Annotated in this window: 14 protein-coding genes; 3 read left to right on the top strand and 11 right to left on the bottom strand. The window is 59.9% G+C overall.

The window, feature by feature from the left end:
- Window positions 1-42: 42 nt before the first annotated feature.
- From ACP15S_RS07705 to ACP15S_RS07655, 11 genes are all read right to left on the bottom strand, one after another.
- A complete protein-coding gene (locus ACP15S_RS07705; RefSeq protein ID WP_425038987.1) occupies window positions 43-1,167 on the bottom strand; it encodes an NUDIX domain-containing protein in 1,125 nt (374 codons plus the stop codon).
- Window positions 1,164-1,601 (bottom strand): TrgA family protein, encoded by a 438-nt coding sequence (locus ACP15S_RS07700; protein WP_425038986.1) that lies wholly within the window; start codon window positions 1,599-1,601, stop codon window positions 1,164-1,166. Before ACP15S_RS07700 ends, ACP15S_RS07705 begins: the two co-directional genes overlap by 4 nt.
- On the bottom strand, window positions 1,601-2,809 hold the full coding sequence (locus ACP15S_RS07695) for a class I SAM-dependent methyltransferase (protein ID WP_425038985.1): 1,209 nt from the start codon (window positions 2,807-2,809) through the stop codon (window positions 1,601-1,603). Before ACP15S_RS07695 ends, ACP15S_RS07700 begins: the two co-directional genes overlap by 1 nt.
- Before the next feature lie 185 nt (window positions 2,810-2,994).
- Complete coding sequence (locus ACP15S_RS07690) at window positions 2,995-4,413, bottom strand: cryptochrome/photolyase family protein (RefSeq protein WP_425038984.1); 1,419 nt, start codon at window positions 4,411-4,413, stop codon at window positions 2,995-2,997.
- 136 nt (window positions 4,414-4,549) lie between these two features.
- A complete protein-coding gene (locus ACP15S_RS07685; RefSeq protein ID WP_425038983.1) occupies window positions 4,550-5,749 on the bottom strand; it encodes an aminotransferase class V-fold PLP-dependent enzyme in 1,200 nt (399 codons plus the stop codon).
- A 65-nt stretch (window positions 5,750-5,814) separates the two neighbouring features.
- Window positions 5,815-7,476, bottom strand: coding sequence for a BCCT family transporter (locus tag ACP15S_RS07680; RefSeq protein ID WP_425038982.1), 1,662 nt, complete (start codon window positions 7,474-7,476; stop codon window positions 5,815-5,817).
- Window positions 7,477-7,680: 204 nt separating this feature from the next.
- Window positions 7,681-8,679, bottom strand: a complete 999-nt coding sequence (gene acuI / locus ACP15S_RS07675) for an acryloyl-CoA reductase (RefSeq protein ID WP_425038981.1) — start codon at window positions 8,677-8,679, stop codon at window positions 7,681-7,683.
- A gap of 93 nt (window positions 8,680-8,772) precedes the next feature.
- Entirely contained in the window at window positions 8,773-9,879 is a 1,107-nt protein-coding gene (locus ACP15S_RS07670; protein ID WP_425038980.1) for a dimethylsulfoniopropionate demethylase, read from the bottom strand.
- Window positions 9,876-10,403 carry a DinB family protein gene (locus ACP15S_RS07665; protein ID WP_425038979.1) on the bottom strand — a complete coding sequence of 176 codons (528 nt, stop codon included), beginning with the start codon at window positions 10,401-10,403 and terminating at the stop codon, window positions 9,876-9,878. Before ACP15S_RS07665 ends, ACP15S_RS07670 begins: the two co-directional genes overlap by 4 nt.
- A complete protein-coding gene (locus ACP15S_RS07660) occupies window positions 10,400-11,110 on the bottom strand; it encodes a DUF1326 domain-containing protein (protein ID WP_425038978.1) in 711 nt (236 codons plus the stop codon). The genes ACP15S_RS07665 and ACP15S_RS07660 overlap by 4 nt, the downstream gene beginning before the upstream one ends.
- Window positions 11,111-11,122: 12 nt before the next feature.
- Complete coding sequence (locus tag ACP15S_RS07655) at window positions 11,123-11,905, bottom strand: DUF2182 domain-containing protein (protein WP_425038977.1); 783 nt, start codon at window positions 11,903-11,905, stop codon at window positions 11,123-11,125.
- A gap of 68 nt (window positions 11,906-11,973) precedes the next feature.
- Between ACP15S_RS07655 and ACP15S_RS07650 the strand changes: the two genes are divergently transcribed.
- The 3 genes from ACP15S_RS07650 (at window position 11,974) to ACP15S_RS07640 (ending at window position 15,912) form a co-directional block, all read left to right on the top strand.
- Window positions 11,974-12,735 carry a FadR/GntR family transcriptional regulator gene (locus ACP15S_RS07650; protein WP_425038976.1) on the top strand — a complete coding sequence of 254 codons (762 nt, stop codon included), beginning with the start codon at window positions 11,974-11,976 and terminating at the stop codon, window positions 12,733-12,735.
- 173 nt (window positions 12,736-12,908) lie between these two features.
- Entirely contained in the window at window positions 12,909-15,320 is a 2,412-nt protein-coding gene (locus ACP15S_RS07645; RefSeq protein ID WP_425038975.1) for a GcvT family protein, read from the top strand.
- A gap of 10 nt (window positions 15,321-15,330) precedes the next feature.
- Window positions 15,331-15,912 (top strand): nucleotidyltransferase family protein, encoded by a 582-nt coding sequence (locus tag ACP15S_RS07640; protein ID WP_425038974.1) that lies wholly within the window; start codon window positions 15,331-15,333, stop codon window positions 15,910-15,912.
- Window positions 15,913-15,946: the final 34 nt, after the last annotated feature.

Here is a 15,946-nt window from a genome sequence, read left to right as displayed (position 1 = left end):
CTTGTGCTGTGGCGTCCTGTGTAGGCGGGGTGAACTTTGGCTTCAAGTGGATGCGCGCAGGCCATCGCGTTTGCGTGACAGCAGGAGCAACATCAAGGCAAGCGGCGTCGCGGTGATCTCACCGCTGTCAACCAGCGCCATCGCCTCATCGAAAGGCAGGATGTGAGAGCGAATATCCTCATTCTCCGAGGCCAAACCGCCCAGGCCCGCCATGTCTGGATCAAGGTCACACAGACCCAGATAGCAATGGTGATACTCTGTCACATATCCGGGCGCCGGATATCCCGAGATGAGCGGCAGGAGCTCACTGAGCGCAACGCCCGCCTCTTCCTCTGCCTCGCGCCGTGCCGCATCCGCCGGGTCCTCGCCCGCGTCCACCAGCCCCGCGACGGGCTCAAGCATATAAGGCTGCGGATCACCCCGCCACAGCGGCGCAAACCGCAATTGCTCAATCAACAGAACCAGATCGCGGGCTGGATCATAGGGCAGCACCAGCGCTGCATCGAAGGCCAGAAACGCCTCGCGTTCAAGGATCGGGCCGGGTGTTCCGTCAAACTTGGTTTGCTGCAACGTGAATTGCTTGATCCGGAAAAAGCCCTCGTGCCCGCTGGCCTCCGACAGGATTGTAACATCACCGGGCGAGATGTGGCGCCGGATGGTTGTTGGTTTGGTCGTTGTTTCGGCCATCTGACGGGAATGCGCGCGCGCCCGGATGAAGGGATAGAGCGTCACGAGCTCGGCCTGACCCGACAGATGCCGCCGCTCCATGATTTCCTTGGCCGCGAGGATATTGATCCGCCCGTTGGTCCGCGCCCATTCCTCCAGATGCCATGGCCCATCCGAGATCCATCTCCCGGCGGGCGGCATATACACCTGGGCCTCACGGAGCCCATCTTGTGTCACGACAACGACCTCGCGGAGGGTGTATTCGAAGAGGCTCTCATAAAAGTCGATGCGCTCGGCCGCCTCGCCACTGAAGCCTTGCAGCAATTGCCCCTCAGCGCGCGCGCCCGGCGTGGGAACAAGCAGCGGAAACGCCTGATCCTTGGCAGTGCAGACCGCATGCTCAGGAAGATATGCCGCGCTACCGGCAACAGGGCCTCCCGCCACAACCTCTCGCAACTCTTCGTTCAGCAGCGTGCCAAAGACAAATAGCGGCAGTGTCATGACCAGCGGCGCGCGGCCCAATCGGCCAAAATGCCTGAGACAGCGCCGCCGATGGCGAGGGTCACCACGATTTCGGAGGTGAGATATTGGGCGAAGTTCAGGCCTTCGACAAAGATGGCCGCCACAGCCTCAAAAGGACCGTCGTAGCGATTGCGCATGGCCAGCCGCATCATTTCGTTGGCCGATTGCAAGAAAAGCGCCACCGCTGTGAGAACTGCGGCGCTGGTCAATCCATAGCTGATCGCCGAGGAGACGCCCTCGCCTACTTGCCGGCCCAACCAAAGCCAGCCGACAAGCACACCGAGCACAATATTGAGCGGCAGGAAATTCCCGAAAGCGGTCGAGTCCGGCATGACCGCCATGACCTGCTGCGATACGATGAACGCCAGTGCGGCGAGACAGATCGAGGCAACAAGTTTGGCGGCCGTGGGCATCAGGTCGGTTTCTGAATCGTGATTTGCGTCACATCACAATTGCCAAAATGAAAGGTGGAGGCGCAAGAGGTCAGATAAAAATTCCACATGCGCCGGAACCGATCATCAAAGCCCATCTTGGCCACTTCGTCCCAACGCTCATTGAAGGTCTCGTGCCAACGGCGCAGGGTCAGATCATAACTCTTGCCGAATTCCACGGAACGCACCACGTCGAGCCCGGATTTCTCGATCTCCGAGCGCAGGACCTTGGGGGCGGGCAACATGCCGCCGGGGAAGATGTATTTCTGAATGAAATCGACCCCGCGTTTATAGACGTCCCAGCGCCGATCCTGCACCGTGATGATTTGCAATGTCGCCGTCTTGCCCGGCTTGAGCCGCTCCTTGACCGCGTTGAAATAGACCGGCCAGTATTTCTCGCCTACAGCTTCGAACATCTCGATGGAAGCGATACCGTCATAGCTGCCGGTTTCATCCCGATAGTCTTGCAACTTGAATGTCACCAAATCGGAAAGCCCTGCCTTTTCAATGCGATCTTGGGCGTATTTAAACTGCTCTTCCGAGATCGTCAGGCCTGTGACCTTGAGGCCCCGCTCCTTCGCGGCATATTCCGCGAACCCACCCCAGCCGCAGCCGATCTCAAGCACGTGATCGCCGGGCTGTGCGCCCATCTGATCGACCATGCTTTTGTATTTGGCAATCTGGGCTTTCTCTGTGCTCTCCTGACCCGTCTCAAAGAGCGCGGAGGAATAGGTCATCGTGTCATCCAGCCAGAGCCCGTAGAAATCATTGCCCAGATCATAATGATAGGAGATGTTCTTGCGGGCCTGTTTTTTGGAATTGCGCTGCAACCAGAAGCGCATTTTCTCAAAGCTGCGCACCAGCCCCATGCCGGGAAAGCCGTCGTACATCTCGTCATTATCGGCATGTACGAGGTCCATAAAGGCCTGCAAATCCGGCGTATCCCATTCGTCATCGAGATAGGCATCACAGAAGCCAAGATCGCCCTCGCGGATGAGCCGCGCGAAAAGATCATCGGATTTGATCTGCAATTCAGCCACCGGACCGGGATTTTTGCCCTCTGCCCGGAAATGACGTCCGTCGGGCAGGATCATGTCCAGCCGTCCACGGTTCATATTGCACGCCATCTGGAACACTTGTGCAAAGTAACGCGGCAAGTTCTTCTGCCCGTCCAATGATGTGAGGACCATCCCCATCCTCTCCCTGTCTTGTTTGGTTGACACTTTAGTCAGGACATCAGGCCGGGGAAAGGGCAATTCGTTAATCGATCCTGCGGTAGTTTCGCCTGAGATGTGCCCTTTAGGCAGAGATCCGTCCATGATGTGTCCTGTTCCAAAAATCGTTCGTTCTGCGCCACTTGGCGATCCGGGCCTGATCAGAAGCCTCTGTTTTCATATGCGGCGAGCGCGCGTTTGCGACCGTCTTCCGCGCTTACGATCGGACCGGGGTAATCCATATCCGCAGACAGGCCCCACGCGCGCGGAATGGCGTCAAAATACGCGCGCGCGTCCTGAGACGGATTTGACAGGCCTTCCGCGATCCAGTGGCGGGTGTAGCGCCGGTCCTTGTCGAACTTGTCGAGCTGGGTCACCGGGTTGAAGACGCGGAAATACGGCGTTGCATCCGGGCCTGAGCCTGCGGACCATTGCCAGCCCATGGCGTTGGAGGCCGGGTCCCAGTCGATCAGGCAATCCTCAAACCACTTCAGGCCGATCTTCCAATGGCTGAGCAGATGTTTGGTCAGATATGACGCAACAATCATGCGCGCACGGTTATGCATCCGGCCCGTGACATACATCTCGCGCATGCCCGCATCGACAAAGCGGATGCCCGTACGCCCCTGTTTCCAAGCCACGACTTCGTCAGTGTCTTCGGTGTTCCACGGAAACGCGTCCCAGTCTTCTTTCCAGTTCGCGGCCGTGATGCGCGGCGTATGAACCATCAGATGATAGGCAAACTCGCGCCAGACGAGCTCTTTGAGAAAGGTCTCCGCCCCCGCCTTGCCCTCCTCGCGCGCGCGCATGCCTGCGTGCCAGCATTGGTGCGGGCTGATCTCGCCTAGAGCGAGGTTTTCCGACAGGCCAGAGGTCCCGTCTTTCCAAGGCAAATCGCGGTTTTCAACGTATCCCGCCACATGGGTCTCGATAAATGTGCCAAGCCTGTCCTGAGCCGCGCTTTCGCCAAGGCGCACATGGGGTCGGACAATATCCGCGCCCCTGTGCATTGCTGCGCCGAGCTGCCAGGATGCGAGATCCTCTGACGCGGGCCAATCGTCTGGTGCGGGAATTCTGCCGGGTGCGGGAAGCGGTGCTTCAACGCTCAGGTCTTTGACGTTTTTCCAGAACGGCGTGTAGACCTTGTAGAATCCGCCGGTCTTGGTCTGGATGCCGGTGGGATCGAACATCAGATGACCGCCGAAGCTGCGCGCTTCCAGACCGGCGTCCTTCAGGGCCGACTTCACTGCCGTATCCCGTTTGATCGCATCCGGATCATACAGCCGCGACCAGAAGACCCGTTTGGCCCCGGTCTCTTCAATAAGCGCGCGCAATTGCTCCAACGCATCCCCGCGCCGTAAAATCAGCTGCGATCCAGCGGCCTCAAGCTGCGCCTGCATCTCGGCAAGCCCAAGACCCAAGCGCCACTTGGGAGCAGCGCCCAAGCTTTGCACGCTGTGATCATGGATGAACACGGGGATCACCGAGCCGCCTGCCGCGCAGGCCTCTGACAGCGCCGGGTGGTCTGTCAATCTCAGGTCGCGGCGAAGCCACACCAATGTTGGAGATCTGTCGCTCATCGTGCCCCTTTTCCCCTATGGGTCGTCTTTTGTTAACAATACGGAGGGCGCAGAATGCTGGATCAATCACATGGGCCTGTTTTTTCGCTTTGCGGGGGTCCCGTTGGCTGAGACAGGCGCCATGGAGCCGCTTGGTTTACAAAACGGCTTCCAAGGCTGTCAGCAATTGATCGATTTCGGCGGGCGACGTGTAATGCGTGAAAGACAGGCGCAGAACACCGGGATCGGGGGCCACACCGCAAGCTTGCAAAGCGCGCACCGCATAAAAATCCCCGCCGTCACACATAATATCGTGCTCTGCCAAAGCGCGGGCCTTGCCTTGCGGGTCCGGGACCTCCAGTGCCAGCGTGGGTGCGCGCTTGGTCGCGTCCGCCGGGCCCAGCAGGCGAAGGTCATTGCGGCCCGACAGGAAGGACAAGACCGGTGCCATGCGTTCGATCTCAGCAGTTCGCATGAGATCATGGGTTTGCGCTGCGCCTTGCAACCCGTGATGAGCGGCCAGTTCGTCAAGATAATCAGCAATCCCAGCGCAGGCCGCCACTTGCGCGTGATCGGGCCCGGCGGGCGTGAAGCGTTTGTAGAGCGTGCCTGCGTTGAAATAATGCCCCTGGTTGGGCAAAGCCTCGCCCAAGGCCCGCCGTATGACCATCAAACCCTGATGCGGTCCATAGGTTTTGTAGGCGGAGAAGAGATAGATATCGCAACCCAGATCCGCAACATTTGGCAGGCCATGCGGGGCATAGCTGACGCCGTCCACACAGGTGAACGCGCCGGCGGCATGGGCCAAAGCCGTGATCTCCGCGACAGGATTGATCTCACCCACGACATTGGAACAATGCGGGAAGCAGACAAGCCGCACCTTGTCATCGAGAAGATCGGCCAGACGGGCGGGATCCAGATGGCCCGTATCCCGATCAATCTGCCATTCTCTGATTTCGATACCCCGCTCGGCCAGCCGCCGCCAGGGGCCGGAATTGGCTTCGTGATCCTGATTGGTCACGATGATGGCCTCGCCTTCGCCCATGAACCCGGCGAAGGCCTGAGCGAGCACATAGGTATTTGCGGTCGTAGACGGCCCGAAAGATAACTCATCCCGCTCCACCCCGAGGATTGCTGACAATCGCGCGCAGGCTTCATCCATCTCCGCACCTCCCAAACGCGCGGCTTCATAGGGTCCGTAGGGCTGAACCTTGCGCGACGTGTAGAACCGCGTGAGCCGGTCAATCACTGGCTGACAGGTGAACGAGCCGCCTGCGTTTTCGAAGAATGCCTGCCCCAGCAGCTCAGGTTGTGAAAACGCCGGAAACTGCGCGCGTACAAAATCGAGATCGAGCATAATGTCTCCCAAATGAAAACGCCCCAGCCAGCTTGGCCGGGGCGTTTCAAAGGTTCAAGCGGGATTTATTCCGCCGCGATCTCTGCCGCCGTGGTGGGCAGGCCTTTTTTCTCGCGCCGTGAATCGCGCCAGATCGCCTTGAGCACCGAAATGCCCATGAGCGCCATCACGAGGCTGAAGGGCAATGCGCCAATCACCATGGCCGTCTGGATCGCGCCAAGACCGCCTGCAATGATCAAACCACCGACCACGAAGGCCAAGGCGGCCCCCCAGAAGAGAATATGCGGACGGGCTTTGGGCCCTTCATCGCCGGCTGCGTTGATGGTGTTGATGATCAAGACCGCGGAGTCTGCGGATGTCACGAGATAAGTCAGCAACAAGATCACCACGATCACCGACATGACCCATGCCAGGCCATCAGACAGAATAACGGCCAGCATGGCGAAGAGTTGATCTGATTGTCCTGCGCCCACGATTGCGCCATTGGCGTCGCCGTTCAGCTCAAGATCGATAGCCGTGCCGCCGACAATGGCAAACCAGACGAAGCACATCGTGGCGGGAATGATGATCGCGCCCAGCACATATTCGCGCACTGTCCGGCCCTTGGAGATCCGTGCGAGGAAGACACCCACGAAGGGTGCGAATGCGATCCACCAGGCCCAGTAGAAAATGGTCCAGCCTCCCTGCCATCCGGCAAGTGCTGCGCCAGTTTCCGTTCCGTCATCGCTCCAGACTGTGAAGATCTGTCCGGGAACCGAGAGCAGATAATCCCAAATGCCCAGGACCAGTGCCTGAAGGCCAAAGAATGTCGAACCGAAGACGAGGAAGAAGGCGAGGATAAAGAAGCTCAACCCCATATTGATGTTGGACAACCATTTGATGCCTTTGCCTACGCCTGAGAGCGCGGAGAGAGTCGATGCCCCCATGATCACTACCAGAGCAAATATAATGGCCACCGTGGACATGCTTTGTTCGCCCGCGTCATCCAGCGTGTAGAGCCAATCGCCAAAACCGATCCGCGACAGGCCGGAGATGAATTGTTCTACCCCGAAGCCTAGCGTCTGCGCGACGCCGAGCACAGTGGCCACCACAGCGACCACGTCAACGACATGGCCCAGCGGCCCAGACAACGAGCGTCCGAAAATGGGCGCCAGGGCGGAGCGAATTGTCAGCGGCAGATCACGCCGGTAAGCGAAATAGGCCAGCGACAGCCCCACAATCGCATAAGCCGCCCAAGCTGCCAGCCCCCAATGGGTAAAAGACCACACGTAAGCCTGACGAACATTGCCAGCGGTGCTGCCTTCGGTCAGGCCCTGAATCGTTGAGGGGTTGGACGCCCAGTGATAAAGCGGCTCTGCCGTGGCAAACGTCAGCATGCCAATCCCAATGCCCGCACCGAACATCATGGAAAACCATGAGAAGTTCGAAAATTCCGGGCGGTCATCATGATGCCCCAGCCGCAACCGCCCCGAGGCGGGCATTATCGCCAGCAGCAGGCAGACAAAAACAAAGAACGCCATCACATAGACGTACCAATAGTTAAATGTCGCCAGAATGATGTTGTTGATACCAGACAGAACACCCGCCGCCTGCGTTGGGAAGGCCACGGCCCAGATGATCAGCGCGCCAACCAGCAATTTTGCCGAAATCGCGACGATCTTGGCAAAGCCCTTGTAAAAGCCGCTATCGGCGACCCGAATGGGCAGATCAGTTAATGGTGGTTTCATGAGTGTCCCTCCCTACTCAATTTCCATTACGCTACGCGCAGACTGCGCACGAAAGTAGTAAAAAATCGGCGTTTGAGAGGTTTTTTGCAACCTGAACGCGCACCTGAACCCCTAAAGTCTCGCTTTCGAAGGGAATGCGCACGTCGAGAGGACAAAACAAAAAAGGCGCCGTGGAGCGCCTTTTTTCCTCGTTCTGTGCCGGTCTCAACCGCCTACATCAACAACCACCCTGCCCCGCACTTGCCCTTTCAGGATGTCTGCGCCCAAGGCAGGCAAATCGTCCAGCGTGGCGGGCACGACCATGGCCTCGAGCTTGTCCATCGGCAGATCCCGCGCGATACGCTCCCATGCGCGCAAGCGATTGTCGTAGGGCTGCATCACCGAGTCGATCCCCAGCAGGTTCACGCCGCGCAGCAGGAAGGGCACAACCGTTGCAGGCAAGCCTGCACCGCCCGCCAGACCAACCGCCGCGACCGAGCCGCCATACATCATCTGGCCCAGAACCCGCGCCAGCATGGCACCGCCAACAGCATCGACGCAGCCAGCCCATGTTTCGCGCTCCAAGGGGCGTTTCACGGTTTCATTGAGCTCTTCGCGCGCGACGATGCGCTTGGCGCCGAGCCCTTCGAGATATGTGCCTTGCTCCGGGCGCCCCGTCACACCGGCCACATCATAGCCCAAATGCGCAAGGATCGCTGTTGCAACAGAGCCGACGCCTCCCGCAGCCCCGGTGACCAGAACCTCGCCGCGCCCGGGCGCCAGACCATGATCCTCGAGCGCCATCACGGCGAGCATGGCGGTGAAACCGGCTGTGCCAACGGCCATGGCCTGACGCGTGTCCAGCCCCTGTGGCAGCGGAACCAGCCAGTCAGCACTGACACGTGCGCGCGTCGCGTAGCCGCCCCAATGCACTTCGCCCACGCGCCATCCCGTCAGAACAACCTTGTCGCCCGGCTTGTAGCGCGCGTCCGCAGACGTTTCGACGGTGCCCGCAAAGTCAATGCCCGGCACATGGGGATAGTTGCGGACAAGACCACCGCCCGGCCCAATGCAGAGCCCATCCTTGTAATTCACCGTCGAATACTCCACCGCCACCGTCACATCGCCCTCTGGCAAATGCGCATCGGACAGTGTTTTGACCCCGGCAGACGTTTTGCCGCTCTCTTCGTCTTTCTCGACAACAAGTGCCTTGAACTCGCCCATCGCCCTCTCCTTCCTCTTGCTTCAAATATTCCGGGGTGAATTGGCCGTCAGGCCAGGAGGGGCTGGCCCCTCGCTTGCGTCCCGGTCCTCGCTTTAGTTCCAGAATACCTCACGGACCGTCGCCACTTGTACGCCCGCCGGCGTCACGACATCCAAATCCGTGCCCGCTTTCCAATGGGTCATGCGCACCATGCCAATGCCCACATTCACATCGAAGTCGGGGCTCCAGGCGGCAGAGGTGACCTGCCCGACCTGCTCGCCATCATCCATGATCGGCCAGGGCCGGTCACATGACGGGACCGCGTCGCCGTGGATTTCAATGGGCCGGATCTGGCGGACGGGCCCTTCGCGCGAGACGCGCAACAAGGCATCACGACCGACACAGCCAATGGCAGTTTCGGTGTTACAAAACCGCCCAAGGCCGCATTCATGGGGTGTGTTGTTCTTGTCCATGTCATTGCCGTAGGACAACAATCCGCCCTCAATGCGTTCAATGAGGTTCGGGCAGCCTGCATGCACATCGAGATCTCGGCCCGCTTCCATCAGCGCGTTCCACATGGGCATGCCCGCATCGCTGCCCTCGACATAAATCTCGAAGCCGCCCTGTTTGGAATAGCCCGAGCGCGCAACGACATGGCTGCGCCCTTCGAATTCAAACCAGCCAAAGCGGAAAAAACGCAGATCTGTGACGCTGTCGCCGAAGACACGGGTCATCAACGCCTCAGCTTTGGGGCCCTGCACAGCCAGCGGGCTCACATCGGGCTCATCCACCAGAACGTCCAGACGCAAGCCCCATGCCACGCCTTTGACCCACAACAGCAGGTCACTATCGGCAATCGAGATCCACCAGCGGTCTTCGGCCAGCTTCACGGCCACCGGATCATTCAGCATGCCACCGGTCTCATCAACAATGGGCACGTAGTAACACTGCCCCGGCAACATGCCGCGCAAATCTCGGGGGGTCAGCATCTGCATCAAGCGGCCAGCATCGGGCCCGCGCAATTCCACCTGCCGCTCGACCGAGACATCCCAGATCTGCACAGCGGACTTCAGGTGATGGTAGTCTTCCTCCACCGAGCGGAATACGGTCGGCAAAAGCATACGGTTATAGACCGTGTAAGCTTTGGCCCCCGCCGCTTCGACGCCTTCGGAAAAAGGCGTTCGCCGCAGCCGTCGGGACGGCGAAATCAAAGCACTCATAGCTCCTCCGGCATCAAAAAGAGATCACTGTCGATGGGTCGTTGCCCGGCCGCCGTCAGCATCGCGTGGATCTGGCCACGGTGGTGGGTCTGGTGGTTGAAGAAATGCATGATGCACATGGACTTGGAGACGCTCATCTCCTTACCCGCCGCGCCGGAGTACCACGTGAGATTGCCCACAAGGTCGACCGTGCGCAGGCCATCGGCCCAGAGCACGATACGCCCGTCGGTTTTGTGGCGCAGCACGAGCCAGTCCTGGATATTCGACGTGAGCCCGACGCTTTCCACGATCCCGCCGCGCGCCTGGCCCGGTGCGGAGGGGGGTGCCTCACCACCGTCAAACCGAGACATCCACAACATGTCACCCCACAACAGATGGTTCGCCGTCGCGAAGATCGAGCCAAAAAATGCGCCCCGATCCTGCGTCAACTCCTCGTGCGGCATGCGCTCAAGAATGGGCCGCAACCCATTGTTTTGCCACTTGTTGTAGCGCGCCATGGTGCGGATGAAGGCAGAATCGATCATCGCCGTCCGGGGCCGCCCCAGTTGACCGGAATGATATCCGCGGACTTGCCTTCAAAATCCCATACACGGCCGTAATCACGCACTTTGGACTTGAGCCCAACGGCGGGGTAAATCGTGGGGCCCATCCAGTATTGTGTGTTTTCCATGGAAACCGGCACATCGGGATCCTTGCCCGGAATCATCTCGATCTCGCCCTGGATTTTGCGGCCCACCACGATGCGGCGCTTGCGGCCATCTTTCTCGATGATCACCTTCTCGCGCTCCGCGCCAAGAATTTCGGAGACCAGGAAATTGAACACGCCCGTGCTGCCGCCGGCCTCGCCGGAGAGAATTTTCAGGATGCCGTTATAGGCTTTGCCGCTGGCGCTATCGTCGACGTAGGCTGCGACTTTCCAGTTGCCCTCACACATCCGTCCCGGAATATCGATGAGAAGCGCCACATTCAGCCCTGACAGGCTTTCCCCTTCGAAATGACCCTCGTCGATCTGCAGCGCAAACCACGTCTGGCAATAGCCATAGGTCGGCGGATGCCGGCCCAGCGAGATCCCACAGGGACAGACCACTTCACAGGAGCAATTCATGAAGAGCTCGCCCTTGATTTCCCATTCCGTCGGGCTCATGCGGCGGCGCATGGGATTTTCCATGCGTTGATCGATACGCTGAGAGACCGGCAAACGGTCTGCGTCAGGTCTTTTTCTCACGGCCATTTTAGCTCCTTCCTAGGTTGCCAATGGCCAAGCGAGCACGCCCAGCCCAAAAATGATCAATGCCACACCAAGTGGCTTGGTGATACGATGCCCGATCTGGGGCAGTTTTTCGAGAACCATGAAGAGGGTCGCAAGCCCCATCCAAGCGAGGTTCATCACACCGCCCACAAAGCCCAGCACCATAAAACCCCAACAGCAGCCGACACAGAACGCGCCCAGCCCCAGGCCCATGCGCAGGCCGCCGGCAAACCCTGTGCGCCAATGGCCGAGGAAATAGCCCATCGGGCTGTGACACACCCCATGGCAGACCTCTTTGGCGCGGGTGAACTGAAAAGCACCCACGGCAATGAGCAACGCGCCAGAAAGCCAGGGCGATTTGAAGATGCCCAACATATCGATGACGCCGCCAAAGAGCAGCGCAAGCTGCGCGCCTGTGATCGCGGCCGCAAACAGGACCCAGACGATGAAATAGCCCAGCAAGACGCCCAACCATCCTGCCCGGCTGCCATTGGCCGAGCGGATCAGATCATCATAGGCCTGTAGGGTTGGCACCATCGTGGGCAGCATCATCGCCGCCATCATGCCCGCCCACATCATCAAAAGCGGCCAGAACTCCGCCATAGGCATATACATGTCCATGCGCGGGTCCATGGCTGCCATGCGTTGAGCCATCTCGTTGGGGCGGCCGAGCAGATCCAGCCCCATGCCCGTGGACATCGCATACATCCACCACCAGGACAGCAGGATCACGCCAAAGAAGGCGAGCCACAGGCCAGATCGCACAATATCAGACATGAACCCTCACCTCCCTGCGACTCATCTTCTCTTGCGCGATAAATGTCAGACCTTTAATTGTCTGACAAATGAAAAATCACTTGGATGCGCCTGTGTCAGCCTCACCAGATCTCTCGGCTTCCATTGCGAAAGACATTCGCGATGCCATCATTGCCGGACGGTTGATTGTTGATGAGCGACTGCCTTCGGAGGCGGAGCTGGCGGAGCAATTCAGCGTGTCGCGCTCGACGGTGCGCGAAGCGCTGAAACGGCTGGCTGCGCAATCCCTGATCCGAACCCAGCGCGGCGCGTTTGGCGGAGCCTTTGTCAGGCGGCTGTCTTATACGGAAGCTTACGGCCAACATGTAACGACCTCTACGCTGCTGTTGTCGATGAACGATGTGTCGTTTGATGTGGCCTGTGAGGCGCGGTTTGCTCTGGAGCGCGCTTGCGCCGAGATGGCATGTGCGCGGCGCACGCCGGACCATCTGGCCACCATGCATGCGGAAATCACGCGCCAGAAAACGCCCGGGCTGACGGATGAGGCATGGTGCGCGTCTGACGTGACATTTCACCGGGCGCTGGTTGATGCGGCGGGTAATCCTGTCTTGTCGTACCAACTGGCGGGTGCGGTGGAGGCCATGCAGCCCTTGATGAATATGATCACGTTCACTGCGCGCTCGCGCGAACGCATCATCGCGCTGCATGGCGGTATCGCCTCCTCCCTCGAAGCGCGTGATGCCCCGGCCGTCACCGCGCAATTAGAAGATCTTGCGCAATATACCAGCGTTCTGGGCCGCGATGTCCTGGCGGCACGGGCTGCACGGGCGGCACGAGAGACGCGGGCCTAGTCCTGTCGCCGCACCCGTTGCGCTGTTTTGGGGCTCTGCCCCCGCCCGCGTTGCGGGCTCCCCCGGAGTTTTTTCGGCAAGATGAAGTACAGAACGACCAATTCACGTCGGTTTCGCACTTGCGGATGAATAGCTTTGGGCCACAGTGACCTTGAGCATTCGAGGAGCGCGGAATGAAAACGCAGACGCGGGTTGTCGTGATTGGTGGCGGGGTTGTCGGCTGTTCGGTGCTGTATCATCTGACCAAGCTGGGATGGTCGGATGTGATGCTGCTGGAACGCTCGCAGCTGACCTCCGGCTCGACCTGGCATGCGGCCGGCGGGTTTCATACCCTCAATGGCGACACGAACATGGCGGCGCTGCAGGGCTATACGATCAAGCTCTACCGTGAGTTGGAAGCGCTCACGGGCATGTCTTGTGGGTTGCATCATGTTGGCGGCGTCACGCTGGCAGATACGCCAGAGCGCTTTGACATGCTTTTGGCGGAGCGGGCCAAGCACCGCTACATGGGGTTGGAGACGGAGATCGTGGGGCCCGAAGAGATCGCGAATATCGCGCCGATCACCAATACCGACGGCATACTCGGCGCGCTCTACGATCCGCTGGATGGCCATCTTGACCCGTCCGGCACCACGCATGCCTACGCCAAGGCCGCGCGGATGGGCGGCGCGGAGATTGTGACCCATTGCATGGTTCGTGAGACCAACCAGCGCGCGGATGGAACATGGGACGTGGTGACCGACAAGGGCACCATTCATACCGAGCACGTGGTCAATGCTGGAGGGCTCTGGGCGCGCGAAGTGGGCGCCATGGCGGGCGTTTACCTGCCTCTGCACCCGATGGAGCACCAGTATATCGTGACCGATGATGTGCCTGAGATCTATGAGCGTGAGGCCGAGCATCCCCATGTCATGGACCCGGCTGGCGAAAGCTATCTGCGTCAGGAGGGCCGCGGGCTCTGCATCGGGTTTTACGAGCAGCGGGCCAAGCCCTGGGCCGTGGAAGGCACGCCTTGGGACTTCGGCCATGAGCTCTTGCCCGATGATTTTGACAAGATCGGCGAAAGCATTGAATTTGCATATAAACGCTTTCCTGTGCTGGAGCGCTCGGGGGTAAAATCGGTCATCCATGGGCCCTTTACTTTCGCGCCCGACGGCAATCCGTTGGTCGGGCCTGTTCCGGGGCTGCGCGGCTATTGGTCCGCCTGCGGGGTGATGGCCGGATTCAGCCAGGGCGGCGGCGTCGGATTGATGCTCGCGCAGTGGATGACGGAGGGCGAATGCGAACGTGATGTCAGTGCGATGGACGTGGCCCGCTACGGCCGCTGGATCACGCCGGGCTACACCTTGCCCAAGGTCATCGAGAATTATCAGACGCGCTTTTCCGTGGCCTATCCCAACGAAGAACTGCCCGCCGCGCGCCCGCATCGCACAACGCCGATGTATGACATCTTTTCCGAATTGGGCGCCGTCTGGGGCCATCAATTCGGGCTTGAGGTCCCCAATTATTTCGCCCTGCCCGGTGAGCCGCGCTATGAGACGCCGTCCTTCCGCCGCTCCAATGCCTTTGAGGCCACGGCGCAGGAGGTACGCGCGGTGCGCGAGGCTGTGGGCATCAATGAGGTGCAGAATTTCGGAAAATATGACGTGCAAGGGCCCGGGGCCCGGGCATGGCTCGATTGGATCATGGCGGGTCGGGTCCCCAAACCCGGACGGGTGTCGCTTTCACCGATGCTGTCGCCCAAGGGGCGGATTATCGGTGATTTTACGGTGTCCTGCCTGGCCGAAGGGCATTTCCAGATCACAGGCTCTTACGGCGCGCAGGCCATGCATATGCGTTGGTTCATGAGCCATCCGCCCGAGGGCGAGGTGACGCTTGATAATGTCTCGGATCGGCGCACGGGCTTTCAGATTGCCGGGCCTCGGGCGCGCGACTTGTTGCAAAAAGTTTGCAGGGAAGACATCTCCGGGATGGCCTTTATGGAGGTGCGGCAGCTGACCATCGGCACGATGACTGCGCTCGTGCAAAGGGTAAGTTATACTGGCGATCTGGGGTATGAGATCTACGCGGATGCCATGGAACAGCGCGCCTTGTGGCATGTTCTTTGGACCGCGGGAGAGCCTCTGGGGCTCAAACCGTTTGGCATGCGTGCGATGATGTCCTTGAGGTTGGACAAGTCCTTTGGCTCCTGGCTTTCGGAATTTTCCCCTGACTATACCGCGGCCGAGACCGGGCTGGATCGCTTCATTCAGTTTTCCAAGGACACGGATTTCATCGGGCGCAGTGCAGCAGAAGCCGAGCGTGTGGCACCTCCCGCGCGCCAGCTTGTGACCTTTGAGCTGGATGCGGCGGATGCAGATGTTCACGGCTATGAGCCGGTTTGGATTGACGGCGCGGTGGAAGGGTTCTGCACCTCGGGCGGCTATTCGCATTACGCGCAAAAGTCGATCGCGCTGGCTTTGATCCCGCGCGCCAGGGCTGTGCCCGGATTGCGCTGTGAAATCGAAGTGCTGGGCCATAGACGACGCGCCACATTGCTGGATGGGCCGCTGTTTGACGCCGATGGCGCGCGCATGCGCGGATAAGAGGGCCGCGATGAGCACATGCCTGATCCTTCTTGCGGCCGGTTTTGGGCGTCGCATGCGCGGCGCGGACAAACATCTGGAACGGGTTCAGGGTCATCCGGTTCTGCGGATGCTTGCCATGCGTGGCTTGGAGGCTGGTCTCGAGGTTATCGTGACAGTGCCGGAGCTGACCCATCCCCGGGCTGAGGTTTTGCGGGGATTGGACGTCACACGTGTCCCCGTGCCGGATGCCGCCAGCGGCATGGCCGCCTCGTTTCGTGCCGCATTGGCGGAGTGTTCCGCGAGGGACGCAATGTTTCTGCCCGGCGACATGCCCGACATCACAACCGGTGATCTTTCAAAGATCGCAGGCGCGGAGGGCATGATCGTTCAGGCCACAAGCGAGGATGGCCTGCCGGGTCATCCCGTGCGCTTTCACGAAAGCCTCTTTGAAGAGTTGCGCCAATTGCAGGGTGATACCGGCGCGCGCACTGTTCTGAAGAGGCACAGTGATCACGTCACGCGCATCGCTCTGCCCGCGCACCATGCCGTGACGGATCTCGATACACCCGAGGAATGGGCCGCCTGGCGAGCAGGACAGGCGACCCAATAGAACGCGCGCAGGGGCAGGAAGGCGCGCTCTACTC

The sequence above is a fragment of the Primorskyibacter sp. S187A genome, assembly GCF_049800955.1.
Lineage (GTDB): Bacteria > Pseudomonadota > Alphaproteobacteria > Rhodobacterales > Rhodobacteraceae > JAKVBH01.
Note: the sequence above shows the minus strand (reverse complement) of the source record. Positions and strands in the feature narration are given on the sequence as shown.

Coding starts and splice junctions, on each gene's coding strand:
- ACP15S_RS07705 (WP_425038987.1), bottom strand. CDS start 1,167: ATGACACTGCCGCTATTTGTCTTTGGCACGCTGCTGAACGAAGAGTTG.
- ACP15S_RS07700 (WP_425038986.1), bottom strand. CDS start 1,601: ATGCCCACGGCCGCCAAACTTGTTGCCTCGATCTGTCTCGCCGCACTG.
- ACP15S_RS07695 (WP_425038985.1), bottom strand. CDS start 2,809: ATGGTCCTCACATCATTGGACGGGCAGAAGAACTTGCCGCGTTACTTT.
- ACP15S_RS07690 (WP_425038984.1), bottom strand. CDS start 4,413: ATGAGCGACAGATCTCCAACATTGGTGTGGCTTCGCCGCGACCTGAGA.
- ACP15S_RS07685 (WP_425038983.1), bottom strand. CDS start 5,749: ATGCTCGATCTCGATTTTGTACGCGCGCAGTTTCCGGCGTTTTCACAA.
- ACP15S_RS07680 (WP_425038982.1), bottom strand. CDS start 7,476: ATGAAACCACCATTAACTGATCTGCCCATTCGGGTCGCCGATAGCGGC.
- acuI (WP_425038981.1), bottom strand. CDS start 8,679: ATGGGCGAGTTCAAGGCACTTGTTGTCGAGAAAGACGAAGAGAGCGGC.
- ACP15S_RS07670 (WP_425038980.1), bottom strand. CDS start 9,879: ATGAGTGCTTTGATTTCGCCGTCCCGACGGCTGCGGCGAACGCCTTTT.
- ACP15S_RS07665 (WP_425038979.1), bottom strand. CDS start 10,403: ATGATCGATTCTGCCTTCATCCGCACCATGGCGCGCTACAACAAGTGG.
- ACP15S_RS07660 (WP_425038978.1), bottom strand. CDS start 11,110: ATGGCCGTGAGAAAAAGACCTGACGCAGACCGTTTGCCGGTCTCTCAG.
- ACP15S_RS07655 (WP_425038977.1), bottom strand. CDS start 11,905: ATGTCTGATATTGTGCGATCTGGCCTGTGGCTCGCCTTCTTTGGCGTG.
- ACP15S_RS07650 (WP_425038976.1), top strand. CDS start 11,974: ATGAAAAATCACTTGGATGCGCCTGTGTCAGCCTCACCAGATCTCTCG.
- ACP15S_RS07645 (WP_425038975.1), top strand. CDS start 12,909: ATGAAAACGCAGACGCGGGTTGTCGTGATTGGTGGCGGGGTTGTCGGC.
- ACP15S_RS07640 (WP_425038974.1), top strand. CDS start 15,331: ATGAGCACATGCCTGATCCTTCTTGCGGCCGGTTTTGGGCGTCGCATG.